General features: G+C 71.2%; 25 protein-coding genes and 1 tRNA gene. 13 read left to right on the top strand and 13 right to left on the bottom strand.

Annotation, left to right across the window (positions count from 1 at the left end):
- Positions 1-5: 5 nt before the first annotated feature.
- Positions 6-467, bottom strand: a complete 462-nt coding sequence (locus tag ACFW3L_RS22105; RefSeq protein WP_378743399.1) for a RidA family protein — start codon at positions 465-467, stop codon at positions 6-8.
- The gene (locus ACFW3L_RS22100; protein WP_017546677.1) at positions 468-641 is read right to left on the bottom strand and encodes a DUF4177 domain-containing protein; all 174 of its coding nucleotides are present in this window, start codon (positions 639-641) and stop codon (positions 468-470) included. It lies immediately after the preceding gene.
- A gap of 148 nt (positions 642-789) precedes the next feature.
- Between ACFW3L_RS22100 and ACFW3L_RS22095 the strand changes: the two genes are divergently transcribed.
- Positions 790-1,857 carry an ArsA-related P-loop ATPase gene (locus tag ACFW3L_RS22095; RefSeq protein WP_378743397.1) on the top strand — a complete coding sequence of 356 codons (1,068 nt, stop codon included), beginning with the start codon at positions 790-792 and terminating at the stop codon, positions 1,855-1,857.
- Positions 1,854-3,101, top strand: coding sequence for an ArsA family ATPase (locus tag ACFW3L_RS22090; RefSeq protein ID WP_378743395.1), 1,248 nt, complete (start codon positions 1,854-1,856; stop codon positions 3,099-3,101). The genes ACFW3L_RS22095 and ACFW3L_RS22090 overlap by 4 nt, the downstream gene beginning before the upstream one ends.
- A 25-nt stretch (positions 3,102-3,126) precedes the next feature.
- Here ACFW3L_RS22090 and ACFW3L_RS22085 read toward each other — a convergent pair whose 3' ends face one another.
- Positions 3,127-3,444, bottom strand: coding sequence for a WhiB family transcriptional regulator (locus ACFW3L_RS22085; RefSeq protein WP_378743393.1), 318 nt, complete (start codon positions 3,442-3,444; stop codon positions 3,127-3,129).
- Between the two features lie 438 nt (positions 3,445-3,882).
- Here ACFW3L_RS22085 and ACFW3L_RS22080 point away from each other — a divergent pair, with 438 nt between their 5' ends.
- Entirely contained in the window at positions 3,883-6,270 is a 2,388-nt protein-coding gene (locus ACFW3L_RS22080) for a penicillin-binding protein (protein ID WP_378743391.1), read from the top strand.
- 61 nt (positions 6,271-6,331) lie between these two features.
- On the opposite strand, the gene ACFW3L_RS22075 is transcribed toward ACFW3L_RS22080, so the two are convergent.
- Positions 6,332-6,784, bottom strand: coding sequence for a GatB/YqeY domain-containing protein (locus tag ACFW3L_RS22075; RefSeq protein ID WP_378743389.1), 453 nt, complete (start codon positions 6,782-6,784; stop codon positions 6,332-6,334).
- Between the two features lie 97 nt (positions 6,785-6,881).
- Between ACFW3L_RS22075 and ACFW3L_RS22070 the strand changes: the two genes are divergently transcribed.
- Positions 6,882-7,802 (top strand): metallophosphoesterase, encoded by a 921-nt coding sequence (locus ACFW3L_RS22070; RefSeq protein WP_378743387.1) that lies wholly within the window; start codon positions 6,882-6,884, stop codon positions 7,800-7,802.
- Positions 7,803-7,876: 74 nt separating this feature from the next.
- A tRNA-Pro gene (locus tag ACFW3L_RS22065) sits at positions 7,877-7,950 on the top strand.
- Between the two features lie 63 nt (positions 7,951-8,013).
- On the opposite strand, the gene ACFW3L_RS22060 is transcribed toward ACFW3L_RS22065, so the two are convergent.
- Positions 8,014-9,243 carry an amidohydrolase gene (locus ACFW3L_RS22060; protein ID WP_378743386.1) on the bottom strand — a complete coding sequence of 410 codons (1,230 nt, stop codon included), beginning with the start codon at positions 9,241-9,243 and terminating at the stop codon, positions 8,014-8,016.
- A 121-nt stretch (positions 9,244-9,364) separates the two neighbouring features.
- Here ACFW3L_RS22060 and ACFW3L_RS22055 point away from each other — a divergent pair, with 121 nt between their 5' ends.
- Positions 9,365-10,825 (top strand): amidase, encoded by a 1,461-nt coding sequence (locus ACFW3L_RS22055; RefSeq protein ID WP_378743385.1) that lies wholly within the window; start codon positions 9,365-9,367, stop codon positions 10,823-10,825.
- 20 nt (positions 10,826-10,845) lie between these two features.
- Here ACFW3L_RS22055 and ACFW3L_RS22050 read toward each other — a convergent pair whose 3' ends face one another.
- From ACFW3L_RS22050 to ACFW3L_RS22040, 3 genes are all read right to left on the bottom strand, one after another.
- Positions 10,846-11,439 (bottom strand): hypothetical protein, encoded by a 594-nt coding sequence (locus ACFW3L_RS22050; protein WP_378743383.1) that lies wholly within the window; start codon positions 11,437-11,439, stop codon positions 10,846-10,848.
- Between the two features lie 224 nt (positions 11,440-11,663).
- Positions 11,664-12,284, bottom strand: coding sequence for a hypothetical protein (locus tag ACFW3L_RS22045; RefSeq protein ID WP_378743381.1), 621 nt, complete (start codon positions 12,282-12,284; stop codon positions 11,664-11,666).
- 485 nt (positions 12,285-12,769) lie between these two features.
- Entirely contained in the window at positions 12,770-13,294 is a 525-nt protein-coding gene (locus ACFW3L_RS22040; protein WP_378743379.1) for a lytic polysaccharide monooxygenase auxiliary activity family 9 protein, read from the bottom strand.
- Between the two features lie 1,014 nt (positions 13,295-14,308).
- On the opposite strand from ACFW3L_RS22040, the gene ACFW3L_RS22035 reads away from it, so the two are divergent.
- A complete protein-coding gene (locus ACFW3L_RS22035; protein WP_378743377.1) occupies positions 14,309-15,115 on the top strand; it encodes an oxygenase MpaB family protein in 807 nt (268 codons plus the stop codon).
- A gap of 19 nt (positions 15,116-15,134) precedes the next feature.
- Here ACFW3L_RS22035 and ACFW3L_RS22030 read toward each other — a convergent pair whose 3' ends face one another.
- Positions 15,135-18,113, bottom strand: a complete 2,979-nt coding sequence (locus tag ACFW3L_RS22030; RefSeq protein WP_378743375.1) for a BTAD domain-containing putative transcriptional regulator — start codon at positions 18,111-18,113, stop codon at positions 15,135-15,137.
- A 128-nt stretch (positions 18,114-18,241) separates the two neighbouring features.
- Positions 18,242-18,400: a hypothetical protein gene (locus ACFW3L_RS22025; protein WP_378743442.1), complete on the bottom strand. Its 159-nt coding sequence runs from the start codon at positions 18,398-18,400 to the stop codon at positions 18,242-18,244.
- A gap of 669 nt (positions 18,401-19,069) precedes the next feature.
- Here ACFW3L_RS22025 and ACFW3L_RS22020 point away from each other — a divergent pair.
- The 3 genes from ACFW3L_RS22020 (at position 19,070) to ACFW3L_RS22010 (ending at position 21,349) form a co-directional block, all read left to right on the top strand.
- Positions 19,070-19,687, top strand: coding sequence for a hypothetical protein (locus tag ACFW3L_RS22020; RefSeq protein WP_378743373.1), 618 nt, complete (start codon positions 19,070-19,072; stop codon positions 19,685-19,687).
- Entirely contained in the window at positions 19,684-20,295 is a 612-nt protein-coding gene (locus tag ACFW3L_RS22015; RefSeq protein WP_378743371.1) for a hypothetical protein, read from the top strand. The genes ACFW3L_RS22020 and ACFW3L_RS22015 overlap by 4 nt, the downstream gene beginning before the upstream one ends.
- Before the next feature lie 427 nt (positions 20,296-20,722).
- A complete protein-coding gene (locus ACFW3L_RS22010; RefSeq protein WP_378743369.1) occupies positions 20,723-21,349 on the top strand; it encodes a hypothetical protein in 627 nt (208 codons plus the stop codon).
- Positions 21,350-21,362: 13 nt separating this feature from the next.
- Here the strand turns inward: ACFW3L_RS22010 and ACFW3L_RS22005 are convergent, their stop codons facing one another.
- A complete protein-coding gene (locus ACFW3L_RS22005; RefSeq protein WP_378743367.1) occupies positions 21,363-22,550 on the bottom strand; it encodes a hypothetical protein in 1,188 nt (395 codons plus the stop codon).
- Positions 22,551-22,762: 212 nt separating this feature from the next.
- Here ACFW3L_RS22005 and ACFW3L_RS22000 point away from each other — a divergent pair, with 212 nt between their 5' ends.
- The 3 genes from ACFW3L_RS22000 (at position 22,763) to ACFW3L_RS21990 (ending at position 24,900) form a co-directional block, all read left to right on the top strand.
- Complete coding sequence (locus tag ACFW3L_RS22000) at positions 22,763-23,239, top strand: NUDIX domain-containing protein (RefSeq protein WP_378743365.1); 477 nt, start codon at positions 22,763-22,765, stop codon at positions 23,237-23,239.
- A gap of 274 nt (positions 23,240-23,513) precedes the next feature.
- Positions 23,514-23,951: a hypothetical protein gene (locus ACFW3L_RS21995; protein WP_378743440.1), complete on the top strand. Its 438-nt coding sequence runs from the start codon at positions 23,514-23,516 to the stop codon at positions 23,949-23,951.
- A gap of 136 nt (positions 23,952-24,087) precedes the next feature.
- Complete coding sequence (locus ACFW3L_RS21990) at positions 24,088-24,900, top strand: DUF2786 domain-containing protein (RefSeq protein ID WP_378743439.1); 813 nt, start codon at positions 24,088-24,090, stop codon at positions 24,898-24,900.
- Positions 24,901-25,099: 199 nt separating this feature from the next.
- Here the strand turns inward: ACFW3L_RS21990 and dnaN are convergent, their stop codons facing one another.
- Entirely contained in the window at positions 25,100-26,194 is a 1,095-nt protein-coding gene (gene dnaN / locus ACFW3L_RS21985; protein ID WP_378743363.1) for a DNA polymerase III subunit beta, read from the bottom strand.
- Positions 26,195-26,263: 69 nt separating this feature from the next.
- A complete protein-coding gene (locus tag ACFW3L_RS21980; protein ID WP_378743438.1) occupies positions 26,264-26,722 on the bottom strand; it encodes a DUF4442 domain-containing protein in 459 nt (152 codons plus the stop codon).
- Positions 26,723-26,767 lie beyond the last annotated feature (45 nt).

The following is a 26,767-nucleotide window of genomic DNA, read 5'->3' as shown; positions in this document are numbered from 1 at the left end:
TCCGGTCAGCGGACCTCGACGATCATGTCAACCTCGACCGGCGAGTCCAGCGGCAGGGAGGCCACACCGACGGCGGCCCGGGCGTGCACCCCGGCCGGGCCGAAGACCTCGCCCAGCAGCTCGCTGGCCCCGTTGATCACACCGGGGTGCCCGGTGAACTCGGGCGCGCTGGCCACGAAGCCGCCCACCTTCACGATCCGCACCACGTCCGACAGGTCTCCGACCTCGGCCCGCACCGCCGCGATGGCGTTCAGCGCGCACACGGCGGCCAGTTCCTTGGCGGTCTCGGGGCTGACCCCGGCACCGACCTTCCCGGTCGCCGGAAGGGCGCCGTCCACGAACGGCAGCTGGCCGGAGACGTAGACGTGGGCACCGCTGCGGACGGTCGGCTGGTAGGCCGCGACCGGGGGGACCACCTCGGGCAGGGTGAGCCCCAGCTCCGCGATGCGCTCCTCGGGGGTCGCCATCTACTTGGCCCGCTTCATGTAGGCGACGTACTGCTGGTTGCGCGGGTCGGTGCCCTCGGGCAGCGGCGCGGGCACGACGGAGACCAGCTCCCAGCCGTCCTCGCCCCAGTTGTCCAGGATCTGCTTGGTGGCGTGCGACAGCAGAGCCACGCTCTGGTACTCCCACTTGGTCATCGTCCATACCCCTCTCGGTCACCGGCGGCCCCTGGGACCGCCCCTCAACGCCGCTCACCTTACTCACCCGCGCCCACCCGGGAGGTCAGGCGGACCCGGGCGCACCCGCGTCCGCCTCCCGACGGGGCGCGCACATAGACTCCGTCGGGTGAGCGATCGTGAACAGGGACCGCGCGGAGACGACCGGGGAGCGGCGTTCGCCGGTGCCCGACTGCACATCGTGACCGGCAAGGGCGGCACGGGGAAGACGACGGCCGCAACCGCCCTGGCGCTCTCCCTGGCGTCCCGGGGCGGGCGCGTGCTCCTGGTCGAGGTGGAGGGCCGCCAGGGCGTGGCCTCCCTGCTCGGGAGCCCCGCCCTGCCCTACGAGGAGCGCGAGATGATCTCCGCGCCGGGCGGCGGTTCCGTCCACGTGCTGGCGGCGGACGCCGAGGCCGCGCTGCTCGAGTACCTGGAGCTGTTCTACGGCATGCGCCGGGCCGGGCAGGCCCTCACCCGGATGGGCGCCGTCGACTTCGCCACCACCATCGCGCCCGGACTCCGCGACGTCCTGCTCACCGGCAAGGCCACCGAGGCGGTCCGACGGCGCGCGGGCGCCCGGGGCCGGTCCTCCGACGCCCCCGCCGGAGCCCCCTTCCACTACGAGGCCGTGGTCATGGACGCGCCGCCCACCGGGAGGATCGGGCGGTTCCTGAACGTCAACTCCGAGGTGGCGGGGCTGGCCCGGGTGGGACCGGTCCGCAACCACGCCGACCGGGTCATGGAGGTGATCCGCTCCGACCGCACCCGCGTGCACGTCGTGACCCTCCTGGAGGAGATGCCCGCGCAGGAGACCCGGGACGGGATCGCGGAACTCCGTGACCGGGGACTGCGCCCGGGGGCCGTCATCGTGAACATGGTCGCCCCGCCGCTGCTGGAGGCGACCGACCTCGCCGCCGCCGTCGCGGGCGAGACGGACACCGCCGCGATCGCGTCGGGGCTCGGCGCCGCCGGCCTGGACCCGGCCCTTCTGGGGGCGCACGGGGAGCTGGCCGCCGACCTCGCGGGCGAGGTGCGCGCGCACGCGCTGCGCCGCCTCCTGGAGGAACGGGTCCGCGGCGAGCTGGAGGAACTGGGCCCGCCGCTGGTGGAGCTGCCCCGGGTGGAGGGCGGGGTGGACCGCGCCGCGCTGGGCGACCTGGCCCGGTGCCTGACCGATCAGGGGGTGGGACGGTGACCGAGGGCCCGAGAACGGGAGGACCGGGAGCGCGGGGCGCGCGCGAGGGCGCGCCGCTGGACGTGGACGCCCTGCTGGACGACCCCCACCGGAGGATCGTCGTGTGCTGCGGTTCGGGCGGGGTCGGCAAGACCACCACCGCCGCCGCGCTGGCGCTCCGGGCCGCCGAACGGGGGCGGCGCACCGTGGTGATCACCGTGGACCCGGCCCGGCGCCTGGCGCAGTCGATGGGTCTGGTCGAGCTGGACAACACCCCGCGCCCGGTGCCGCTCCCCGAGACGGCCCGGGGCAGCCTGCACGCCATGATGCTCGACATGAAGCGGACCTTCGACGAGGTCGTCAGGGAGCACGCCGACCCCGAACGGGCCCGCCAGATCCTGGCCAACCCCTTCTACCAGACCCTCTCCACGAGCTTCTCCGGCACGCAGGAGTACATGGCGATGGAGAAGCTGGGACAGCTGCGCCAGTCCGGTGAGTGGGACCTGATCGTGGTGGACACCCCGCCCAGCCGGTCCGCGCTGGACTTCCTGGACGCCCCCAAGCGGCTCGGCCGGTTCCTGGACGGCAGGCTCATCCGCTTCCTCAGCCCCCCGGCCAACGGAGCGTTCCGGCTGCTGGGCGCCGGGGTCAACGTGGTGGGGTCGGTGGTGGGAAAGATCGTCGGCGCCCAGTTCCTGGCCGACCTGCGCTCGTTCGTCTCGGCCTTCGACACCGTGTTCGGCGGGTTCCAGAAACGCGCCGAACGCACGTACCGCCTGCTCCGGACACCGGGGACGGCGTTCGTCGTGGTGGCGGTCCCGGACACGGACGCCCTGCGCGAGGCCTCCTACTTCATGGACCGTCTGGCGACGGAGTCCATGCCGCTCGCGGGGCTGGTGGTCAACCGGACGCACCCGCTGCCGCCCGGCCCCGGCTCCCGTCTGGGCGCCGACGAGGCGCTGGCGGCCGCCGCCTCACTGACGGAGGCCGGGACCCACCCGATCGCGGCGGCGGCGCTGCGCCTGCACGCGGAACGGGTCCGGACGCACGAACGCGAGGAGCGGCTGCGCTCCCGGATGCTGGCGGCGCACCGGGGCGCGCGGGTGGTCGAGGTACCGGCGCGGCCCGAGGACGTGCACGACCTCGCGGGGCTGCGGGAGATCGGCGTCGCGCTCGCCGGGGGCGTGCGGGGATCGGCGGACACCGAAGGGACCACGGAGCCCAGAGGGTCCACGGAGTCCGGGGAGACGGCACCGGAGGCCTGAGGCCGCGCCGCACCGGGCCGACGCGTCAGGCGGGCGTGTCCCGCAGGGTGCGCGCGATGCGGGAGAGATCGTCCTCACCCTCGCGGCGCGCCTCCTCCAGCAGGGGCGCCCAGTCGGTGATGTCGGGGTGTTTGCGCAGCAGGGAGCGGCGTTCGCGCTCGGTCATTCCGCCCCACACGCCGAACTCCACCCGGTGGTCCAGGGCGTCGGCGAGGCACTCGACCCGCACGGGACAGCCGTGACAGAAGAGCTTCGCACGGTTCTGCGCGGCGCCCTGGACGAACAGGGCATCGGGGTCGATCTGACGGCACAGGGCCTCGGTCGTCCACTGATTGGTCCACATGTGGCCCACTTCCCAGACGTGTGCTAGCGCTCGTGGTCAAAGGTGGTTGGTGTGCTCTGGTTGAGTGGAGGTGAACACGGTGGCCTCCCGCTACCGCGTGGGGCGCGGCGTGCACGTACCGTCACGGCGCCCCCGTATCTCGAAAGTACGGTTCGGATCGCCGCGCCAACAGAACCCACTCGACCCACTTTCCGTCTCACGGATATGGCCCGAGCGGGCCATTGCGCGACCGGCCGACCACCCTCCCCGACCGGGGCAGGGGCGCGTGTCGGCCGAACCGCTCCCGGGGCTCCCCGCGTTAATCGTGGAAGGATGGTCCGGGGTACGGCTCGTGCGTAGTCATGGGGCGATTCGGCGTGAGAACGCACCGTCCGTTACCGATCGCACCGCTTCTGAGCGTTCGTGGTCACTTAGTCTGATGGGGTGGGTCAGGGGACATTGCTTCAAAGAATCAGCCAACTGGTCGTCGTCGGTGTGATCGCCGGCCTCCTCGTCGCCGCACTCGCCCTTCCGGCGGTCGGCGGCATGGGGATCACCGCCCGCAACATCGCCAGCGGCTTCCTGGACATGCCCAGCCAACTCGAGACACCTCCGCCTCCTCAGCGATCGACCATCTACGACCGCGAGGGCGGCGTGATCGCCGAGATCTTCGACCAGAACCGTGAGCTCGTCGACATCGACGACGTCTCCCCGGTCATGATCGACGCGATCCTGGCCATGGAGGACTCCCGCTTCTACGACCACGGCGGTCTGGACGTCTCCGGCACCCTGCGTGCCGCGCTCCGGACCGTGGGAGGCAACACCGAGGGTGCCTCCTCCATCACCCAGCAGTACGTGAAGAACGTGCAGATCGAGGCCGCCACCTCCCAGGAGGAACTGGAGGAGGCCCGCGAGGAGACCATCGCCCGCAAGATCCGGGAGCTGCGCTACGCCGTCGCCCTGGAACAGCGGATGTCCAAGGACGAGATCCTTGAGGGCTACCTCAACATCGCCTACTTCAGCGACGGCGCCTACGGCGTCGAGTCCGCCGCGCAGCACTTCTTCCAGGTGCCCGCGAGCGAGCTGGAGCTGCACCAGGCGGCGACCATCGCCGGTCTCGTCCGCTACCCGTACCTGTACAACCCGCGCTTCTTCCCCGAGCAGACCACCGACCGGCGCAACGTGGTCCTGGACCGCATGGTCGCCACCGGGTCCATCACCGAGGAGGAGGCCGAGGAGGCCAAGGCCGAGGACATGGACCTGGATCTGGACACCCCGCCCAACGGGTGCGTCCCCAGCGACCAGCCCTTCTTCTGCGACTACGTCGTGCAGGAGATCGAGCAGGACGAGCGGTTCGGCCCCAACGAGACCGAGCGCGCGCGCTGGCTGCGCACCGCCGGCCTGGAGATCCACACGACCCTGGACCCGCAGGCCCAGGAGTCGGGGCAGAAGGCCGTGGACAAGTGGGTGCCGCGCGAGAACGACTCCCGCAAGGTCGCCGCGCAGGCGATCGTGGAGCCGGGCACCGGCCACATCCTCGGCATGATGCAGAGCCGCAACTACGGTCCCGACGAGAGCAAGCTCGGCGAGACCTCCATCAACTTCACCACCGACTCGGACCGGGGCGGCAGCAGCGGCTTCCAGGCCGGGTCGACGTTCAAGGCGATCACCCTGGCCGCGGCGCTGGAACAGGGGCTGCCCTTCGGCACCTCCTTCAACTCACCGAGCTCCACCACGGTGAGCGGCCAGACCTCCTGCAACGGGGGGAGGCTGGAGTCGTGGTCGCTGAGCAACGCCGGTGACAGCAACGCGGGCAACCACAACATGATCTCCGGCACGAAGGCCTCGTCCAACACCTACTTCGCGCAGCTCCAGGCCCGCGCGGGCCTGTGCAACACGATGAAGATGGCCGAGAAGATCGGGCTGAAGCGCGCCGACGGCACCCTGTTCACGGAGAACGACAACTCGCTCGCCAACAGCAGCTTCACGCTGGGCAGCGAGGAGGTCTCCCCGCTGCGGGTGTCGAACGCCTACGCGACCTTCGCCTCCGGTGGCATGTACTGCGAGCCGCAGGCCATCACGAAGATCGAGGACCGCCAGGCGGGCACCACGATCGACATCGAGCCCGAGTGCGAGCGCGTGATGGACGAGGAGGTCGCGGACGGCACCAGCTACCTGCTGTCGCAGACCTTCAACGGCGGCACCGCCGCCAGCCTGGGCATCGGCCGTCCGGCGGCGGGCAAGACGGGAACCACCGACGGTTCCGCCGCGGCCTGGTTCGCAGGGTTCACCCCGCAGATGGCCAGCAGCGTGTTCGTCGGTGACCCGCGCGGTCCCCAGCAGTACCCGCTGCGCAACGTGCGGATCGGTGACCGGTACTTCGGCACCGTGTACGGGGCGACCATCCCGGGCCCGATCTGGCAGGAGACCATGCGCGGCGCTCACGAGGGCCTGGACTCCGAGCGGCTGGCGTCCGCCCCCGGCAAGTTCGGCTCCACCTCGGAGCCGCGCGCTCCACGGGATGACGACGACGGGGACGAGGAGGCCAGTCCGGCCAGCGACGACGGCGGCGTCCCGAACGTCGTCGGGCTGAGCGAGTCGGACGCGGTGGCCGCCCTGGAGTCCGCCGGTTACACGGCGAACGTGTCCGGCACGACGGTCCGCTCCGCCGAGAGCGAGGGTGCGGTGGCCGCGGTCAACCCGAACCCGGGCACCCGTCTCCCCGAGGGCGCGACGGTCAACGTGTTCCTGAGCAGCGGCGGCGGCCGGGCCAACGCGGACGACGACCGGGGCCGCAACGGCTGGTTCCCGGTGACGCCGGCGACCCAGCCCGGCCGGGGCGACTGATCCCGTGACACCCGCGAGGGGGCGGTGGTGACCTGGTCACCACCGCCCCCTCGTCGTTGCGCTAGGCCAGCTGGCGCTTGACCTCGGCGGCCACGCGGGCGCCGTCGGCGCGCCCGGCGATCTGGGCGTTGACGATCTTCATGACCTTGCCCATCTCCTTCATCCCGGAGGCGCCGGTCTCGGTGACCGCGGCCGTCACCAGCTGGGAGAGCTCGTCGTCGGTGAGGGGCTTGGGCAGGTAGTCCGACAGGACCTCGCTCTCGGCCCGCTCGTTGGCGGCGGCCTCCGGGCGGTCGCCCTTGTCGAAGGCCTCGGCGGCCTCACGACGCTTCTTGGCCTCGCGGATGAGGAGCTTGGTGACCTCGTCGTCGTTGAGCGCCCGCTGCGAGGAGCCCGCGGACTCCTCGGTGGCGATGGTGGTGAGCACCATGCGCAGGGTCGCGGTGCGGACCTTGTCCTTCGCCTTCATGGCGGTGGTCAGGTCGGACTTGAGGCGGGCTTTGAGTTCGGACATGGCCCGATCCTATGGCCGCCCCGGCGGGGCCCACCAACGGTTTGCGCGCGGCGCACCCCGAATCTGAGACGATCGGTACCCGACGAAGGAGGGCCGGATGGGCGCCGAGAACAGACCACTGCTGCGCCGGATCGGGCGCGCGGCCGCGATCACCGGGGCGGTCGGTGTGGCCGGGCTGGGGTACGCCTCGGTCATCGAACGCAACTGGTTCCGGCTCCGCCGGTACGAGCTGCCGCTGCTGCCCCCCGGCAGCCCCCGCCTGCGGGTGCTGCACCTGTCCGACGCGCACCTGACGCCCGGGCGGAGGATGCTCATCGACTGGATCCGGGGGCTGGAGGCCTACGAGCCGGACCTGGTGATCAACACCGGGGACTCGCTGGCCCACCCCGACGCGGTGGAGCCCTTCATCGGCGCCCTGGGACCGCTCCTGGATCGGCCGGGCGCGTTCGTGTACGGATCCAACGACCTGTTCTCGCCCCAGCTGAAGAACCCGGCGCGCTACCTGTGGCGGACCAGCAAGACGGACTACCGCAAGCGCCGGGTGCCGGACCTGCCCTGGCGGGAGCTGGGCGCGTCGATGTCGGCGTCGGGCTGGTTGGACCTGAACAACCACAAGGGCTCCCTCAAGGCCAACGGCCTCGACGTCGCACTGGCCGGTGTGCACGACTCGCACATCAAGCTGGACCGCTACGACGACGTCTCCGGTCCCGCCGACCCCCTGGCCGACGTCAGGCTGGGTGTGCTGCACTCGCCGGAGCCCGCCAACCTGGACCGGTTCGAGGCCGACGGGTACCAACTGCTGCTCGCCGGTCACACGCACGGCGGCCAGCTGTGCCTGCCCTACTACGGGACGCTGGTCACCAACTGCGGGATCGACCGCCGCCGCGCCTGGGGGCTCAACGAGTGGGGCGACGCCTGGCTGCACGTCTCCGGTGGTCTGGGCACGTCCCCGTACGCCCCGGTGCGGTTCTGCTGCCGCCCGGAGGCCTCGCTCCTGGACCTGGTCGCCCGTCCCTGACCGGCGGGTTCGATCCGTACGGAATCGAGGTGCACAAGCACTCCCCGAGTCCGCTAGACTTGGGGACGTTGCTTCGGGGTGTAGCGCAGCTTGGCAGCGCGCTTCGTTCGGGACGAAGAGGTCGTGGGTTCAAATCCCGCCACCCCGACAGAGCACGAAGGCCGGTCCCACGGGACCGGCCTTCGTCGTGTCCGGGGTCGGTGCCGGTCGGTCAGCCCCGTGGGTCGGTGCCGAGGTAGGCCAGGATCGCGGCGACGGCGGCGCGCGTGCCGGTCGCCAGCGCCGGTCCCATGGCGGGCGCGAAGTCCGGGGAGTGGTTGACCGGGGCCTCCTCGCCCGGTGCGAGGTCGAACCCCCCGAACATCCAGAAGACCGAGGGGACTCCGACGGCCTCGCCCAGGAGGCCGAAGTCCTCGCTGCCCATCACCGGCTCGGCCACGGAGACGTTCCCCTCCCCCAGGCCGTCCCTGAGCGCCGACTCCACGCGCGCCGCCTGGACGGGGTCGTTGTGGCAGCGCGGGAACGAGTAGATCTCCTCCACCAGCGGTTCCGGGGCTCCGGAGACGGCCGCCTCACCGGAGACGATCCGGCGGACGGCGGCGAGGACCCGCTCGCGGACCTCGGGCTCGAACGCGCGGATGTTCAGGGTGAACTCCGCGCGGTCCGGGATGATGTTCTCCTTCAGGCCCGCGTGGAAGGTGCCGGAGGTGACCACGGCGGGGGTGCGCGGGTCGAGTTCGCGGGAGACGATCGTCTGCAACCGGGTGATCACGTGCGCCCCGAGCACGATCGGGTCGATCGAGGACTGCGGTCGCGAACCGTGGGACTGCTTCCCGTACACCGTCACCCGCAGCGCGTCGGCCATGGCCATCGCGACGCCGTGGGAGATGTCGACCGTCCCGGACCGGAGCGGCATCACGTGTTGGCCCAGGACGACCTCGGGGAGCGGGGCGCGTTCCCACAGGCCGTCGTCGACCATCGCCCGCGCACCGGCCGCGACCTCCTCACCGGGTTGGAAGACCAGCACCAGGGTCCCGGACCAGGTGTCGGGGTGGGACGTGAGCGCGCGGGCCGCGCTGAGCAGGGACGTGACGTGGGTGTCGTGTCCGCAGCCGTGCATGACCGGGACCACGGTGCCGTCCTCCAGCGTCCCGGTGGCCGTGCTCGCGTACTCCAGGCCGGTGTCCTCCGCGATGGGCAGCCCGTCCGTGTCGGCCCGGAAGGCGACCACCGGCCCGTCCCCGTTGCGGATCACGCCGACCACACCGGTGCCGCCGCAGCGGAAGTGTCCGATGCCCAGCTCCTCCAGCTCGGCCGCGACGAGGTCGGCGGTGGCGTGCTCCTGCATGGAGAGCTCGGGGTGCGCGTGCAGGTGCCGGTAGATCCGGTGCGCGCGGTCGGTGTCGAGGTCGGACAGGACGGTGTCGGTCGGGCTGGTCATACGGCCTTCCTTCGCGGTCGGGGGCGGGAGGGACCCCTGTGGGTCGTTTCCCGAAAAACCGGGGCGAACCCACCGAGGGGAGGTTCCGGAACGCGCGGTCCCGGCGGAGACTGGGGCCACCATGAACGAGATCCAGCAGATGTCCGCGACCGCCCTGGTGGCGGCGATCCGACGCCGTGAGGTCTCCGCGCGAGAGGCCCTGGACGCGCACCTGGAACGGATCGAGCAGGTGAACCCGGAGATCAACGCCGTGGTCACCCTCGACCCGGAGCGGGCGCTGGCCGACGCCGAGGCCGCCGACCGGCGCACCGTGTCCGGGGCCGCCCTGCCGCCGCTGCACGGGCTGCCCATGACCCACAAGGACACCCACGCGGTGGCCGGGACGCGCTCCACCAGCGGCTCCCGGATCTTCGCTGACCACGTGCCCGTCCAGGACGACGCGATCATCGCCCGGCTGCGGCGCGCGGGGGTGGTCTCCACGGGGAAGAGCAACGTCCCGGAGTTCGGCGCCGGGTCGCACACCTTCAACGACGTCTTCGGCACCACCACCAACCCGTACGCGCCCCGGCTGAGCGCTGGCGGCTCGTCCGGCGGCCTGGCGGCGGCGGTCGCCAGCGGGATCCAGCCGCTGGGCGAGGGGTCGGACATGGGCGGATCGCTGCGCATCCCGGCGTCGTTCTGCGGCGTGGTGGGGTTCCGGCCGTCCCACGGGGTGATCCCCACGCCGCCGCCGGGCGACGACTGGGCGTGGCTGACCCGTACCGGACCGATGGCCCGCGAGGTCTCCGACGTCGCCCTGTTCATGTTCGCCGTCGCCGGGCCCTCACCAAGGGTGCGGCCCCCGGCACCGGTCACCGGGTCCGACTTCACCGGCCCGCTCCTCGGTGACCTGCGCGGGGTTCGGGTGGCCTGGAGCCCGGACCTCGGGCTCGGCCTCCCCGTGGAGCCGGAGGTGCTGGCGGTCCTGGAGGGGCGTCTGCGTGTCTTCGAGGAGGCCGGGGCGATCGTGGAGGAGGCGACCCCGGACCTCACCGACGCGGAGGAGGTGTTCCGGACCACCCGCGCCCTCGACTTCGCCGCCGCGCTGGGGCCGTTGGTGCGCGAACACCGGGACCTGGTCAAACCCGAGGTGGTCGGGAACGTGGAGGCCGGGTGGGCGCTGAGCGCCCGGGAGATCGTCGCCGCGACCGGCGCGCGGACCCGGCTGGCCGCCGCGCTCCGCGCCTTCCACGCGCGTTACGACCTCCTGGTCAGCCCCGCCGCGCAGGTGCTGCCCTTCGACGCCCGGCTGCGCTACCCGGCGGCGGTCGACGGCGTCGAGGGCACGGGCTACCTGGACTGGATGCGCTCGGCCTGCGCGCTCTCCGCGACGGGGCTCCCCGTCCTGGCGCTCCCGGCCGGGTTCACCGGCTCGGGGCTGCCCGTGGGCTTCCAGCTCTCCGTGGACCACTACCGGGACGCGGATCTGCTGCGTCTGGGGAAGGCGTTCGAGGACCGCACGCGCTGCGTCGACCGCCGTCCGGAGATCCGAGCGGGAACGGGGCAGCGCGTGCGTCCGGTGACGACGGTGGCCGCGCGGTAGACGGCCGCCGCGAGCCGGCGTCACCCCAGGCGGCTCAGGGCGCGTTCGGCGATCGAGATGATCACCTCCTCGCCGACGGTGAAGTCGACCCGGCCGCTCCTGTCCTCCCCGGTCTCCAGGACCCTGATCTCGACCAGGTACTCCGCCTTCCGGACGAGCACCGTCGCGTTGCTGTCCTGCCCGTCAGTTCCCGCGAGGTAGTGGGAGACGAAGGACTCGTCTCCCAGGTCGAGGTCACGCCCTTCCAGGATCTCGATGCCCCGGGGGCCGTCCGTGCCGTCGATCAGCTTGCCCCGCTCCTCCGCGAATCGGCTGGCGGTGTCGGACGCGTCGTGGGTCCTCTCGCCCTCCTCGTTCGCGGGGACGCTGTAGGTGACCCGGAGCGACCCCGGGGACCCGTTCGCGAACTCCGTGACCCACCAACACGCCGTGCCCGCCTCGGAGTACGAGGCGGAGGCCAGGACGGCGTTGAGAGAACGCAGGTCCGAGCTGCCGGGCGCCGCGCACGGGTCCAGGTCCAGACCTTCGAGCGAAGGACCCGCGTGGTGGGAGCCCGACGAGGACGTCACCGCCCACACGCCTCCGACGACCAGGCCGTAGACCGCGAGTGTCACCGCCGCGGTGATCGCGATGACGCGCCCGGTGCCGCGCCGTCCCGGGACTGGTCCCGAAGCCGGGGGGCGCGTGCCGGGGGGTGGCCCTCCGGGTCCCTGCGCTCGGGGGGCCTGGCCGGGGGTTCCGGGCCCGCCGTGCTGTGGGGGGAACTGCTGTGGGGGGCCGTTGTACACGGCGGACCTCCTGTTGGTGTGCGACGCCCGAGCGCCTCTGGGGGAAGGGATCAGCCGAAGACGTCGGCCGCGACGTCGGCGAGAAGCTCCTCGGCCTCGTTCAGATCGATGTCGTCGATGGTGGAGCCCAGGTTGAGGGTGACCTCGCTGACGAGGCGTCCCTCCAGGACGACCAGCGTCACCACCTGCTCGTGGGGGTCGCCGGAACCGGTGGGGAAGTCGGCGAGGACCAACGTGCTCTCGTCACCGAACCTCAGCGGTCGGTCCCGCGACTGCGCGGCCTCGCTCCGCGGGCGCTCGGAGGCCGCTTCGACGGTCGCCTCGTAGAGCTCCTGGGCGTCAGTGGGCAGATCCTCCCCCTGCGTGTCATGTTCTTGGAGCAGGGCCGCGTCCGCCGCGGAGAACGGCACGGCACGACGGAAGTAGAGGGAGATGCTCTCCTCTCCCAACAGCGTGACGCTCCAGTCGCAGCCGCTGGAGTAGCTACTGGCTCCCCCGTATCTGGCCTCAGCGTTCATCGACGCGAGGGTTCGGTCACTCAGGACCGCGCAGGGGTCGTCGGTCGGCAGGCCGCTCGCGGGGCTGATCCGTGCGGAGGAGGCGGTGGCGGAGGAGACCACCCAGGTGAGGGAACCGGCGACCGCCAGGGTGACGGCGGCGGTGAGTGTCACCGTGAGCGCGGTCCGGGGTCGGCGCCGGGGCGCCGGGGGCTGGTCAGGAACGCCCTGGGAGCCGGGCTGGCCGGGAGGTCCGGGCGGGCCGCCGGGCGGGGGCGGGTTCGGTCCAGGCGCCCCGGGGTGACCGGGCGGGTGGGGGTAGGGCGGCTGGAGCGGCGGCTGACCCGGTGGGCCCTGGTGGCCGAACGGGGGCTGCCCCTGGTGGCCGGAGTGGCCTGGTGGGGTCGGCTGGAGGGGGTGTCCCATGCGAGGGTCCATCCACGAGTACGTGTGTCCTGACCCGTCGCATGTTCCCATGGCCACCCCGACGAATCCGGGCACGAGCACCGTCCGGGGGGAAAACGGCCACCTCCGGCCAACCGGAACCCGGTCCCGTGAACGGGGACGCCCCGGGCCGGCGCTGGGCCGGTCCGGGGCGTGGGCCGTGACGCCCGGGGGGTGGGGCGTCACGGCGTACGAAGGGGGGAGCCTCCGGGTGTCTACGCGGCGCCGACGTTGAGGTCGACGCAGACGTAGAAGGCCATCGGGGTGTCGGCCACGTTCCAGCGGGCCAGCACCGTCTGCTCACCGCTGTAGCCGGAGAGGTCGACGGTGTGGGAGAAGTTCGCCGGCGGCTGGGCGCCACCGTCGTCGATGCTCTCGATCTGCTGACCGTCGATGAAGTATTCCCACGTGCTGGTCGAGTGCCGGGCGGTGATCGTCCAGTCGAAGGTGACGGAGTTGCCGACCGGGGTGACGTCCCAGCCGTAGTTGTCGTCGTCCAGCTCGGAGAAGGCGGCGTTGCCTCCGGAACAGCTCATCAGGCCCTTGGGGCCCTCGACGCTCTGCGGCTCGTACTGGATCGGTCCGCAGGAGACCGTCCCGGCGGCGCACTGGGCCTGGCGGCTGGGCGGGTTGTTGATGTAGCCGTGGGCGCTGGCAGTGCCCGCGGGCATCAACGTGAAGGCGAGCGCGGTGGCGGCGCCGACGGCCGCGGTCGAGCGGAGCTTGGTGCTGATACTCATGAGGGAGCCCTTCTTCTGGGTCACGACCCTGGGGGGCCGTAGCGGGGTGACCCGGACCGTCTCCGGACCAGGGCGGGTGGAACGCGCTCACGGCCGGTTATTTCCGCGAGCCCGGGAAGGGGTCGCCCGGGAGTTCCCGTGGGTTTCGGGAACCTCCGTCCACCCAGTACCGAGGACGGTAAAGAGCTTGTCACCCCCCGTCAAGATCCCTGTTACCCATGGGTGTGGAGTGACACCCGTACCAGTGGAACGGCCCAGTGCCGGTTCCTCAGCCACTGGTACTGGTGGGCGGGCGGCGGGGCGGGCACCCCGAACAGGACCGATGCCGATCGGTTGCCGGAACCGGTCTGCCGTTCCGGGAGTGGACCAAGAGGTCGACCCCGCCGACGTTCCACCAGACCTCACCAAAAGGTGACAATCACCTTCCCCTCCTCCGTGTGAACACGGGGGGATGGCCGTTGGAAAAGCCGTGGACAGAGCTCGCGACGGGTGACAGAACGGACCCAAGGCGGAGGCCCCGCGGTGTCGAGGCGACCGCGCGTCAAGGGGCGGGGGGCGCCCCCGCACGGCCACCAGGACGGAGTGATCACGGATGTCCCATCAGGCACGTCCACCAGACCCACCTCGGAAAACCCAGGACTCCCAGGCGACACCACGGCCTCCGGAGCCTCAGGACATGTCACAGCCACCGCTCTCGCGAGGCCCACGGGAACCCAAGTCCGCACCACAACCACCTGGACCTCAGGAACCCCAGGCCGCACATCATCGACCTATCCCTCGGGAAGCCCAGGACTCCCACGACCCCCAGAACCCCCACTGCCCCTCGCGGAGTCGGGTTGGTTCGGAACGTGGCCCGAGCCGTGGTCGGACCGGGCTCGGAACAGGTGCCGCACGTGTCTCCGAAGGACCGGAGACCGGGCGGGGAGCCGCGCCAGACGAACGCGGAGGAAGCCCCATAAACCAGGGTGGGCGCGTCACCTGCGACGAAGCTGGGCGCTGCCCTACGATCCAGACATGGACCTATCCCACGCCCCGCCGGTTCTCCGGCGGCTCAACACCGAGGCCAGCATCCTGGCCGGGGCCGGCTACGCGATCCTGCTCCAGATCGCCCACCCGAGCGTCGCCCGGGGGGTCGCCGAGCACAGCGAGTTCGCCGCACGCCCCCTCGACCGGCTGCGCGGCACGATGTACTACGTCTACGGAACCGCCCTGGGCACCCCGGAGGAGAGCGAACGCGTACAGGCCATCGTGCGCGCCATGCACCGCAGGGTCCGGGGTCCGGGCTACGACGCCCTCGACCCCGAGCTGCTGCTGTGGGTCGGCGCGACGCTGTACCACAGCGCGGTGCGTCTGTACGAGCTGACCGTGGCCGACCTGACCGAGGAGGAACGAGCCGAGTTCCTTCGTGAGACCTCGGTGTACGCCACTGCCCTCGGCCTACCCCGGGAGCGGTGGCCCCAAAGCACCGAGGAGTTCTCAGACTACTGGGAACACGCCTGTGCCCGTCTGGAAGTCGGCCCGCATGCCGTCGGCCTGTCCCAGTCACTGTTCCGTCCGGACAACCGGCTGCTGTGGCCGCTGACCCTCACGCAACGGTTCCTGAGCGGTGGCCTGTTGGGCCCGGAGCTGCGGAGGCAGTACGGAATCCCCTGGTCGGAGGCGCGCCAGCGCCGCTTCGACCGCCTGATGCGCGTGACCCGGACGGTGTACCCGCGTCTTCCGAGGGGTGTCCGGAGACTGCCCTCGGCGCTGTACCTGAGGTCGATGCGGAAGAACGGCGGCTGGAAGCCGTCGAAGGCGTCGAGATCCTCGAATCGCTGAGGGGTGACCGCCGGGGAGTTCAGAGGTCCTTGAGTGCTTCCCGGGCCCGGTCGGCGTCGGGCAGGCCCTGTTCCTCGAAGGTCCGGAGCGCGTCGGTGAGCAGACCCCGAGCGCGCTCGGCGTCCACCACCGGCGCTGGCAGCCCGGCGAGCGCCAGCGAGGCCCTGGCCGCGACGTACCGCTCGCCCCGCTCGTGCGCCATGGCCAGTGCCTTCTCCAGGGTCCGCGCGGCCTCCGCGTGCCGGCCGGCGGCGGAGTAGGTCGCCCCCAGGTCCGTCAGGACCTCCGCGTCCGCACTGCGGTTGCCGCTCCGGTCCGCCAGTTCGAGCGCCGTCCGGTGTTCCTCGACCGCCTCGTCGAACCTTCCGCCCGCCCTGTAGGCGACGCCCAGGGAGTTGTGGGCGTACATCTCCTTCGTGCTCTTGCCCTCGCACAGCGCGACGGCGATCCGCAGGGCCTCGTAGGCGCCCTCCAGGTCCCCGAGGGCCGTCCGGGCCTCACCGACGATGAGCGCCGCCTGGACCCGGCTGTTGTCCAGGCTCTCGTCGGCGCCCAGGGCCAGGACCCCCTCGCTGAGTGCCAGGGCCTCCTGGTACCGACCCAGGTTCATGTACACCACCGCCAGGTTGGCCCGCTGCATCACCTCCAACTGCTTGTCCCCCTGGGACACCGCGTAGGAGATGACCCTCTCCACGCACTCGGAGCACTCCCGGAACCGCCCCGTGCGCTCGTGGACCATGCTGAGGTTGGCCAGCGCGCGGATGATCCCGCGTTCGTCGCCCAGTTCCTCCAAGAGACGGAGGGCCTCCTGGAGGTGGGAGAGCGAGCTGTCGAACCGTCCGGAGAGGCAGTGCGCGATCCCCATGCCGATGAGGGTGACCGCGCGACCCCGTTGGCTGCCGCGCCGCTCGCTGGCGCGCAGGGCCTTCTCCTGCGAGGTGAGCAGGAGGCCCATCTTGCCGCGCTGGGCGTAGAACCTCCACACCGCGTCGGCCATCCGCCACGCCTCATCGACACTCTCCCCGTCACTGTAGAAGTCGATGACGTCGGCGACGTTGTCCTGGTGGCGGTCGAACCAGGCCTCCGCCTCGGACCGGTCGGCGAGTTCGGCCCGGTACCGCGAGCCCCCCGCCTCGTCCGAGCCGCCGTGCGCACGCGGACCCAACAGGTCCGCCGCGCGCTGGGAGACGTGCATGTACTGCCGGGCCAGCCGCCCCCTGGCCTCCTCGGCCTCCGCTGGCTCCAGGTCGGACGAACCCCGGTAGCGCGAGAAGTCACCGATGAGGTCGTGCAGGCGGTAGACGTCGCCGTCCGGCTCCTCCAGCAGGCAGACGCCCACGAGCCCCTGGAGGAGATCGTCCGCGTCCATGGGGTCCATGTCCAGCAGCGCCGACGCCCCGTGGAGGTCCACGGTGGTACCGACCAGCACGCCGAGCAGGAGGAAGGCGCGCCGCTGTTCGCCGTTGAGGCTCTGGTAGGAGAGGTCGATCGCCGCCTCGACGTTCTGCCCGTCCATCTGGAGCTCGCGGAAGCGGCGACTCTGCTCGCTCAACCGGCGCTCGACGTGGCCGAAGGTCCACTTCGGTCTGCTGACCATGCGTCCGGCGACCACCCGCAGTGCCAGGGGGAGGCCGCCGCAGATCCGCACCACCCTCAGGGCCTGGTCCCGTTCCCGGACGACCCTGTCCTCCCCCAGGACCTTGCCGAGGAGCTCCAGCGCCGACTCCTCCCCCAGCATGCTGAGGGAGACGTAGTCGGTACCGCTGAGCCCGGCCAGGTCGTTCCTGGTGGTGATCAGGGTGAGCGTGCCCTCGGCGGAGGGAAGGATCGGGTTGACCTGCGCGTAGCTCACCGCGTTGTCCAGGACCACGAGCAGGCGCCTGCCCCGGAGGGTCGCCCGCCAGAGCGCGGAGCGTTCGTCCACCGAGTCGGGCAGTTCCTCGAAGGGCACGCCGACCGCGCGCAGGAGGGCGCCCAGTGCCGCCCCCTCGTCCAGGGGCTTCTTCTCGGCCGTGTACCCGTACAGGTCGATGAACAGCTGCCCGTCGGGGAAGTGGTGCACCAGTTCGTGCCCGGCGCGCACGGCGAGCGTGGTCTTCCCGGAGCCGCCGCTGCCCGAGATCACGCAGACCCGGGCCCGGTCGTCCTCGGACGTCCCCACACCGACCAGGTGCTCCAGGGTCTCCCGCCGCCCGGCGAAGTCCGGGATGTCCCGAGGGAGGTCGTTCCGGACGACGAAGTGGTCCTTCACCACGGGGAAGGGCGAGGACAGCCCCTTGGCCGGGGTCTGCTCGGAGGTGTCCGCCCGCAGTATCTGGGTGTGCAGCGCGGTGAGGTCGGGGTCGGGGTCGACGCCCAGCTCGTCCGCCAGGCGGGAGCGGATCTCCTCGTAGGCGGAGAGCGCCGCGGCCCGTTCACCGGTGTGCCAGAGGGCGGTGATGAAGTGGTGGTGCAACCGTTCCCGGAGCGGTTCCTGCCGGATGATCGGCGTGAGGTAGGAGACCACCTCGTTGGCACGGCCCAACGAGAGCGCGTAGGAGGCCCAGTCGGCCACGGCGGCCCAGCGCTCCTCCAGGAGCGGGGACACCAAAGAGTAGTAGAGGCGTTCGGACCCGACCCCGGAGAACGGGACCCCGCGCCAGCACTCCAGCGCCTCGGAGAGCCGCGCGAGGGCGGTCTCCGGATCGGCGGGGTCGGCTCCGTCGCGCAGATCCCGGAACCGGTGCAGGTCGACGCGGCCGGGGTCGACGTCGGCCAGGTACCCGCCGGAGGTGGTGCTGATGATTCCCGGGAACGCCCGGCGCAGGTGGGAGACCTGGACCTGGATGACCGAGCGCGCCGTGCGCGGGGGGTCGTCGCTCCACAGGAAGTGGATCAGCTGGTCGAAGGTGACCTCTCGACCGGCGTACACCAGGAGCGCGCCCAGAACACACCGCTGGCGTGGTCCACCGACCGGAAGGGGTCGTCCCTCGGACCACGCGGCAATGGGACCAAGCACGCCGAATTCCACAAGGAGCAACCCTAGCAAGGCCACCTTGTGGAATTCGGAATGCGTCCGAGTCCGTCCCCGCCGAGTGCCCCCCTCTTCACCAGCACTCGGAGCGGCGGCTCCTCAAAGACGCCCGTCTACTTGTCTTCCGTCTTCTTCTCCTCCGGCTTGTCCTCGCGCTCGGCGGGGACGCTCTCCTTCGGAGTGGGCTCCTGGAAGGGATCAATCCTGGCTTCCGGCGTCACGCCGGAGACGATCGCGTCGAACCGCTCGTCCACTGTCAGCATCTTCGGCACTCGTACTCCTTTGCGTACAGCACTCGTGTAGAGCCGTAACGTCGCCCTACGTCTACGAAGCATCATGCGGCCACCGTCTTCCGGCGGATCCGCCATCCGTGGCGCTTCCGCCTCAGTTACGCCACGGATGGCATGTGTCCGACAGCCGTCGGACCACAGGGAGCTGCGAGCCGTCCTCACGCAGCTACCGATCCGACGACACCCTTGACGCTAGAGAGGTCCTCTTCCGCTCCGCTTTCAACCGGCTTTCAGTCCGAGCGGAAAAACCCAAGGTCACAAAGGCGCTACGCGTTGTTCACTTCCCGCGCCGAGGGGGATTCCGGCGTTCCCCACCGTTTCCCCGGTCGGAAAGATCGAACACGAATGACCGCGTTCCCACGTTCTCGCGGAGAGGACCACGGAAGCGGACGCCCCGTGTCACCGGAAGAGCGTACGACCGCGGGCGAACGCCGGACACCTGGGAGCACGGTTACCCCTCCTACCCCGTGGACGCGCAGGCGAACGTCTCCCGCGCTCCAGGCCCGCCCGCGCCCCCGGTTCCTCCGCCGAACCGGGTAACGGAACCCGTCCTGCGCTGGGCGGATCCGAGGTGTCCTCTTCCGGCCAGGTTCGGGCGGGCACGGGGGCGTCCAGGGGGTTCGGCACCCTTTGGCCCTACACTTGCGCCTCGTGGTGCACCATGTCCTCGCGACCGACGCCCCCCGTCGGTCCCCCCTCCCCCGGAACCCGCTCGCCCGCCTCGCCCTCGTCTCGCTGGCCGGGGCGGTCGGATCCGTCGGCCTGCTCGGCGTTGCCGTGTTCGGCGGGCTGGAGCGGGCCGACGCCGTGTCCGAGCCCTCGGCGGCCGGGACCGAGGTGGAGAACTCCCTGATCCGGATCTCCCCGCACGAGGCCAGGGTCGTCACCGGCGAGCTCGGAGACCAGCTCCAACTGCGGGCGGACATCGAGATGCACGGCTCCGAGAGGCCGGTCTCCGTCTTCGACGCGGTCAAGGCCGTGGTCGTGAACATCGAGCCAGCGGGGAAGCGGACCGAGCACCCGACCGTCCTCTTCCAGCGCATGCCGGACGGCATCGTCTCCCACCTGCAACCGCACATGCCGGAGAAGGACGCGATCATCTCCTGGGACCTTCCCGACGGCGTCGACCCCGACACGATCGAGGACCTGGTCGTCACGGTGCACGAGGTCGAGAGGCTGGAGGCCCGTGGCGGCGGAGGCGTCCTGTGGCCGTCCGACAAGAAGCTCGCGGGCGCGGTCACCGTCCCCCTGGAGGGGAGCGGCCGGTGAACCGCGCGCTCTCCATCCTGACCTGCGCCTGCCTGGTGGTCCTCATCGCGGTCCTCCAACGCTTCGTGGTGGGCAAGGAGGACATGGTCGACCCGATCACCACGGCCGGTGACACCGACGCGGCCGTGACCACCGACGACTTCGCCGTCCGGGTGACCGAGGTGGACCTCGCCACGTCGCTGGAGGTCCCCGACGACGCGGACGGCGGTACGCACACCGTCGAGGCCAACGGCGCCTGGGTCCTGGTCTGGGCCGACGTGACCGCCACCCGAGAGACCATCGAGAACCTCCCGTCCGAGCTGCGGATGAGGGACGGCTCCGTCTACGTCGAGCGCGGCTGGTTCCGCGACAGTCTCGACCACCAGACGTTCTCCCCCGGCCTGCCGGTGCACGGCGCGTTCGTGTTCGAGGTCCCGACGGACCGGATCGAGAAGCCCGCGCTGGTCGTGACCCACGCCTTCGGCTACGACAGCCGCCTGGGCGCCCAGGCGAAGGTCGACCTCGGCCTGGAGAACCCCGAACCCACCGACCGACCCGCGACCCTCCTCCCGGCGGAGCTCCGGGCCGACGGCGCGGAGACCGGGGAGGACGACCATGCGTCCACATAACCCGCACTGGCGCTCCGGGCCCGGCTGGCCGCGCCCGGACAACACCCCCTACGGCCACCCGGGACGACCCGGGCAGCCCCCGACCGGACCCACCGGTCCACCTCCGGGCCCCCAAGGGCCTCCCCAACCCCAGGGGCCTCCTCCACCTCCGGGCCCTCAGGCCCCGCAGGGACCCCAGAGACGGTTCCCGCCCCAGCCCGGCCCAGGACACCCGGGCCAGCCTCCCGCGCCCCCAGGACCACCCCAGGGACCCCCACGGGCACCGGCGCCGCCCGCCTCGCGCCCCGGACCGCCTCAGCCGCCCCAGAGCCCTCAGGGGCCCCAGGGGCATCGGTACCAACGGCCCGACCAGCCGTGGCAGCACCCTCCCCGGGAGCACCCCTGGAACGGTGACCGCCCCACCCGTCCCACCCACCCCGCCCGCCACGTGGGAGGACGCGCGTCGACCGGTCCCGTCCGGCACGCCCGCCCCCTGTGGAAACGCCTGCACCTGCCGTACCTTGGCGCCCTGGTCGTGCTCCTGCCCTGTGTCCTGGTCTGGCCCTACCTGACCGAACTCGACGCCGCACGCGAACAGGGCCTGGTCCGCCCCGACGCCGCACCCGTCTCCGGGCGGACCGCCGACCTCGCAGGGAGCGAGTGGGAGTCCGTCGGCTACGTCACCGGCTTCCTCGACACCCTGCCCGCCCCTCCCGAGGGGACCGAGATCGTCGACGTCGGTTTCAAAGTCACCCCCGGAGACGGGGAGGCCAGCACACGGCTGGCGGACTACTGCCGGTTCCGCGCACTCGACGGGGAGGGCCGCGCCTGGCAGCCGACCAACGAGTTCAGCCTGCGCAACCTCGCGGAGGACCCCGGCCGGGTCATGGGCGGGTGCACCGGCGGCGACTGGGAACCGATCCCGGCGGGCACCACGCAGTCCCTGGTCGTCACGTACCTGGTCCCGGCCGAGGTCGCGGACGACCTGCGGTTCGAGGTCACCGTGGCCACCTCCGCCGACAAGGCCGCTCCGCGCCCCGAGGCGCTGCTGTTCGAGCCGGAGCTCCTCGACTGACTCCGACGACGGCTCAGCGGACGGCGTGCCCGGCGACCCGGCGCACGCGGCGGCCCACGCTGGTCTCCTCGGCCCTGCGCAGGGCGATCTCGAAGGCTGCGGCCAGCAGGCACAGGCGGAACAGCATGTGCAGCGCGTCGACGGCGAAGTCGACCGGCTGGAGCCACGGCCACAGCTCGCCCCGGAAGTCACCCGGCCCCAACAGGACGAACAGGCCCCGGTTCAGCTGGCTGAAGGCCACGTCCAGGAGCACGAAGTACAGACAGAAGGTCAGGTAGAAGACCGGACCGGCGCCCAGCACGAAGCGGACGGCGTTCAGGCAGGGACTGAACTTCTCCCGGAAGTCCGAGGAGGCGGCCCGGCCGAACACACGGCCCATCCGCGCGGCCCGGTTGACCACGGCGCCGAACTCACCGCCACCCCGGCGCTCCTCGAAGAGCGCGTCGTGATCGTCGATCTGGGCCCGGTAGACCACCGCCGTGATGGTCAGCCAGAGCATCGGGCCCAGGAATCCCTCCTTGAGCACGGACCACGTGCTCGCGACGGCGGAGGCCACCCCCGCGGAGAGCGCGGGGACGTCGATCCGCTGACCGATCCCGTCGAGCAGGCCGGTCACACCGGTCTCCAGGCCCACCCAGACCACACGGTTCGACATCCACTCCTGGCAGAGGCTGAGGAACACCCCGACGGAGAAGACCGCGAGGAACATCCACACGCCCTCGAAGAGGGCCGTGAGCACGCCCAGCACCGGGTTGCGGTTGGCCTCGTAGAAGCGGCCGCACACCCGGCGCAGCACCCAGGCGGTCACGGCGACGACCAGGGGCAGGCCGAACCAGGAGAGCTCGGTGGGCGCCGCGAAGGCCTCCAGGCCACCCGTGTTGAGCAGACTGACGCTGTAGGTGTCGTACTGTTCCCCGATCAGTCCCCAGGCCCCGTAGAAGAGCAGGAAGGGGAAGATGGCGAGCGCCACCCCGTCGACCACCCTCCGCTCGCTCTCGGCGAACCCGTTCCGGCGGCCCCGGACGACCTGGGCGCCCAGTTCGGAGTCGATCATCGGCAGGCCCGGCCTGAGCAGCTGGAACATGACGACGAAGGTGATCAGGGTGACGAGGAGGGTGAGACCGAGCCCCGCGAGGGAAAGGGTGGGGTTGACGTCGTTCAGCGCCACCAGCCCCCGCATGAGCAGCGTGTGGGTCAGCATCCCCGCGGTGTAGGCACACAGCAGGGGGACCCCGTGGCTTCGGACGAGGCCGAGGGCGTACACGGGCAGAGCGGCTGCGGAAGAGGTCAGGCGGGCCATAGGTTCAAGAGGTTAGCGGGAACGGTCTCCGTGGATTCCCCTGGTCCACTGCTCACGGACCGGGGAACCCCCGATCGCGGGACACGAGGAACGGCTCTGGTTGGAGGGCTTTGATGCAGGAGGGCGACGGAAACGGCTGGGTCGACCTGGCCGACGGATCCCGCAGGTGGGGCCGGTACGGCGCCGCCGGGCTGCTGTTGTACGCCACCGACGTGGCCGGTTCCGGTCACGTCCTGCTCCAGCACCGCGCGGGCTGGACGCACATGGGCGGCACCTGGGGCATCCCCGGCGGAGCCCGGAACCGGGACGAGACCCCGTTGGAGGCGGCCGTGCGGGAGTTCCGGGAGGAGGTCGCGGGCGACCTCGAGGACTACACGGTCCTGGGCCGCCACGAGCAGGACCTGTCCGTGTGGCGCTACGACACGTTCCTGCTCCGTGTGCCGACCCTCACCCCGTTCCGCCCCGGGAACTCGGAGAGCAAGGAGATCCGGTGGGTCTCGGTGGACGCCGCCGAGGAGCTGCCCCTGCTCCCCGCCTTCCGTACCGCCTGGCCGCACCTGAGCGCCGACCTGCGCTCGGCCACGGCGTAGTCCACGGATCCGCGCCCGGTCGCGGCGGTGTCGGCCACGAACCCCTCGGGGCGGGCACTTTCGCGCCCCGCCGATCGTTGGACTCGCGAGAGGCGGCGACCCCACCGTTCTGGGATGATTCGTGTCTGCTTTCCTCCGCGGCCAGGTGCCAAGGCACCGCCTCGGGGGTAAGTCAGGGACGGGCCCTGATGTGCGGTCCGCCCCTGGCCCCGCATCCTGAGGGGGACGGCCCTGCGAAGAGTGGGCGCCACGCGATTCGACTGGAGCTGTGAACATGACGCTGGAGCGCGGTAACGCATTCACTCCCGTCGCCTCGGCGACGATGATCTGGCCTTGGGGGGCGTCCGTCGTCGGCGGCACCGTGGCCGGTGCCCTCTCCTTCATTGCCAACTTCGGTCTGGCCGGTATCCCGGCCGCCGTGACCACCGGCATCTTCTTCTTCGCCCTGATCGGCGGGGTCGGCGGCGTGCTGAGCAAGAAGGGCGACCGCCGTGGTCGCCGCTGGGCCGCCACCTACCCGTTCCGCTACGCGAGCGCCCCGGCCATCCTCGGCGGTGGCGCCACCGCCGTGGTGAGCTACGTCGTGTCCGTGATCACCGACTTCGCCATCATCGGCGGCCTGTTCGGCGGCCTCTGGGCCGGTCTCGGTGTGGGCCTCGCCCTGTGGCTCATCATCGGCGTGGTGGCCATGGTCGCCGGCGACAAGAAGTAGGGGTGGTCGGGCGCCGCCGTGATGGTGGCGGGGAACAGAAGGGCCTAGGCTCGATGTTTTCCGCCAAGGAGCGGATGCACCACACCTCACCTACGGGAGACAACCGGCGCCGATGACTGAAGCTGCTCGTCAGAAGATGGTCGAGCGGGTCCGCGGGCTCCTTCGCATGGCGGAGGACCCCGCGGTCACTGATGCCGAGAGCCAGGCGTTCACCGCCAAGGCCGCCGAGCTGATGACCCGCCACGCGATCGCCGAGGCCGAGGCCCGCGCCGAGAGGGGCGAGGAACCGGACGCGATCAGCCGTATGGACTACACCGTCCCCGGAGTGGGTGGCCACGGCAAGGCCAGGGTCAGAGCCCTGGCCGACATCGCCGCCGCGTACGGATGCCAGTCCGCGGTGCGCGGGAACAACTCCGAGAACACCGACCGGACCATCATCCTGGTGGGGACGGTCAGTGCCCTGGACGCGCTGCGGATGCTGATGCCGTCGATCTCCATGCAGATGGAGGCCTCGGCCAGGTTCATGAGTTCCTCGCACGTGGCCGACATCCGGGAACTGCGCAACTACACCCGCTCCGAACTGGAGACCGAACGCAAGCGCTACTACCGGTCGTTCGTGCGCGCCTACGGTCAGGCCGTGGCCGAACGCATTCGGGAGTTCAGGACGCGACTCCAGGAAATGGCCGCTCAGGACGCGGAGTCCGGCGTCACTGAGGGTAACGGTGAGAACGGTTCGGCTCGCGGCGCGGAGTTGGTTCTGCGGGACGATCCGAACCGGGTGAACGAAGAGTTCCACAAGCAATTCCCACAGTTGCGCAAACACCGCCCCGAGCGGACCCACAGCGCGGCCGGGTACCGCGCCGGATACCGCCGTGGGCGCCAGGCGGAGCTGGGGCTGGACACCCCGGTGACCAGCGGACGGACGTCCACTCTGGCCGAGGGCGAATAGCCCCTCACCCCGAGTTATCCACAGGCTGTGCAGGAAATCCACAGGCGCCCCGTTTTCCCATGTCACACAGGAAATACGGGCCGATTCGAGAGGCCGTTCGAGCCCCGAGAGGGCCGATCACCCGGGGTTATCCACAGGCTGAGGAAGCAGCCTGTGGATAACCTGTGGAGAACTTTCCCAAGAACAGCAAAACACCTGGTCAACTAACCCGGAGGGGTTGAACGAGGTAGCGGAACGAGGGTTCCTCTGCCGCGTCGGTGAACACGGCGGGTTTGGTCGGCTCGGTGAAGTTCAGGTGGGCGGTGTCGGTCTCCACCCCGGTCAGCCCGTCCGCCAGGTAGTCGGGCCGGAACGCCAGTCGGATCGGGGCACCCTCGTAGCCGACCTCCAGGGCCTCCACGGCCTGGGCGTCGTCCCCGGATCCGGCCTCCAGCACAACCTCACCCTCCGTGAAGGCGAGCCGGAGCGGCGTGTTTCGGTCCGCCACCAAGGCGACCCGCTTGACCGCTTCCAGCAGCGGCCCCACGGGGACCTCGGCCCGCGCCGAGAACTCCGTCGGGAACCAGGAGGCGTACTTGACGAAGTCGCTGTCGATCAGCCGGGTGGTGGTCGCGCGCTCGCCGTTCTCGAATCCGATCATGCCCTCGCCCCCGAGGGCGACGTCCACGTTGCTCTGGTTGATCAGGCCCCGCACCGTGTTGGCCAGGGTGCGCGCGGGCACCAGGGCATCGGCGTCGATCCCCGGATCCTCCGGCTTCCACCAGAGTTCGCGGACCGCGATGCGGTAGCGGTCCGTGGCCACCACACTCAACCGGTCGCCGGTGAAGTCCAGGTAGGCACCCGTGAGCATCGGCAGGGTGTCGTCCCTGCTGGCCGCCGGGGTCACCTGGCGGACCGCCGCCGTGAGCGCGTCCGCCGGCACGGAGCCGATCCGCCCGGGCATCCCGGGCAGGCTGGGGTAGTCCTCCAGCGGCATGGTGATCAGGGTGAACCTGGCCGCACCGGCGCTGACGCGCACCCGGGAACCGTCGGTCTCGATCCGCACCGTGCCCGAGGGCAGGTTGTTGACGATCTCCGCCAGCAGCCTCCCGGGCACCAGCGCGGCCCCGGACTCCTCCGCGAGGACCTCCACCGAGGCCCGGGTGGAGACCTCGTAGTCGAAGCCGGACAGGTGCAGGGAGCTCCCGTCCGGGGAGACCTCCAGGCGCATCCCGGCGAGTACGGGGACCGCGTGCCGCGTCGGCAGGGCCCTGGCGGTCCACGCGACCGCCTCCGCGAACGCGTCACGGTCCACACGTAGTCTCACTGCGCCTCCCGGTCGTTGCCTCCGGTCAACGTACCCAGCGGTACCGACAGTCTGCGGCTACTCGCGGTTGGGACGCAGCGTCCACAGCACGGTCATCCGGCCCGTGACGGTGCCGTCGTCGGTGCGCAGTTCGATCTCCACGGGGAACTCCGGGCGCCTGCCCTCGTCCAGCTCCGCGACGACCTCGTCCCTCGACCGGCCCAGCGTGGCCTCGGCGGTCACGTCGCCCATGGCGAGCTTGAGGTACGTGATCTCGGCGCTGACGGCCAGGGGAACGGCGCGCTCCAGCTGGTCGCCGAAGGTGCCGATCACGATGGCACCCGAGGCCGACTCGGCCAGGGTGAACATGGCGCCCGCGTGCGGGCCGCCCACGTGGTTGTGGTGGTCGGCGTCGTCGGGCAACCGCATGACGGCGCGACCGTGGTCCAGTTCGCTGAAGGTCACACCCAGTGTGCGCGCGAAGGGAACCGCGGCCAGGAACCCGGACTTGACCATCTCCGCCGTCTCGGCGTCCATTTTCTGCATACCCCCAAGGTTACTCACGAGTAACCCGGAAGCGCC

Origin of the sequence: Nocardiopsis sp. NPDC058789, from assembly GCF_042745575.1 — a bacterium.
GTDB lineage: Bacteria > Actinomycetota > Actinomycetes > Streptosporangiales > Streptosporangiaceae > Nocardiopsis > Nocardiopsis eucommiae.
The sequence above is the reverse complement of the archived record's forward strand: the minus strand, read 5'-3'. Positions and strand labels throughout refer to the sequence as shown.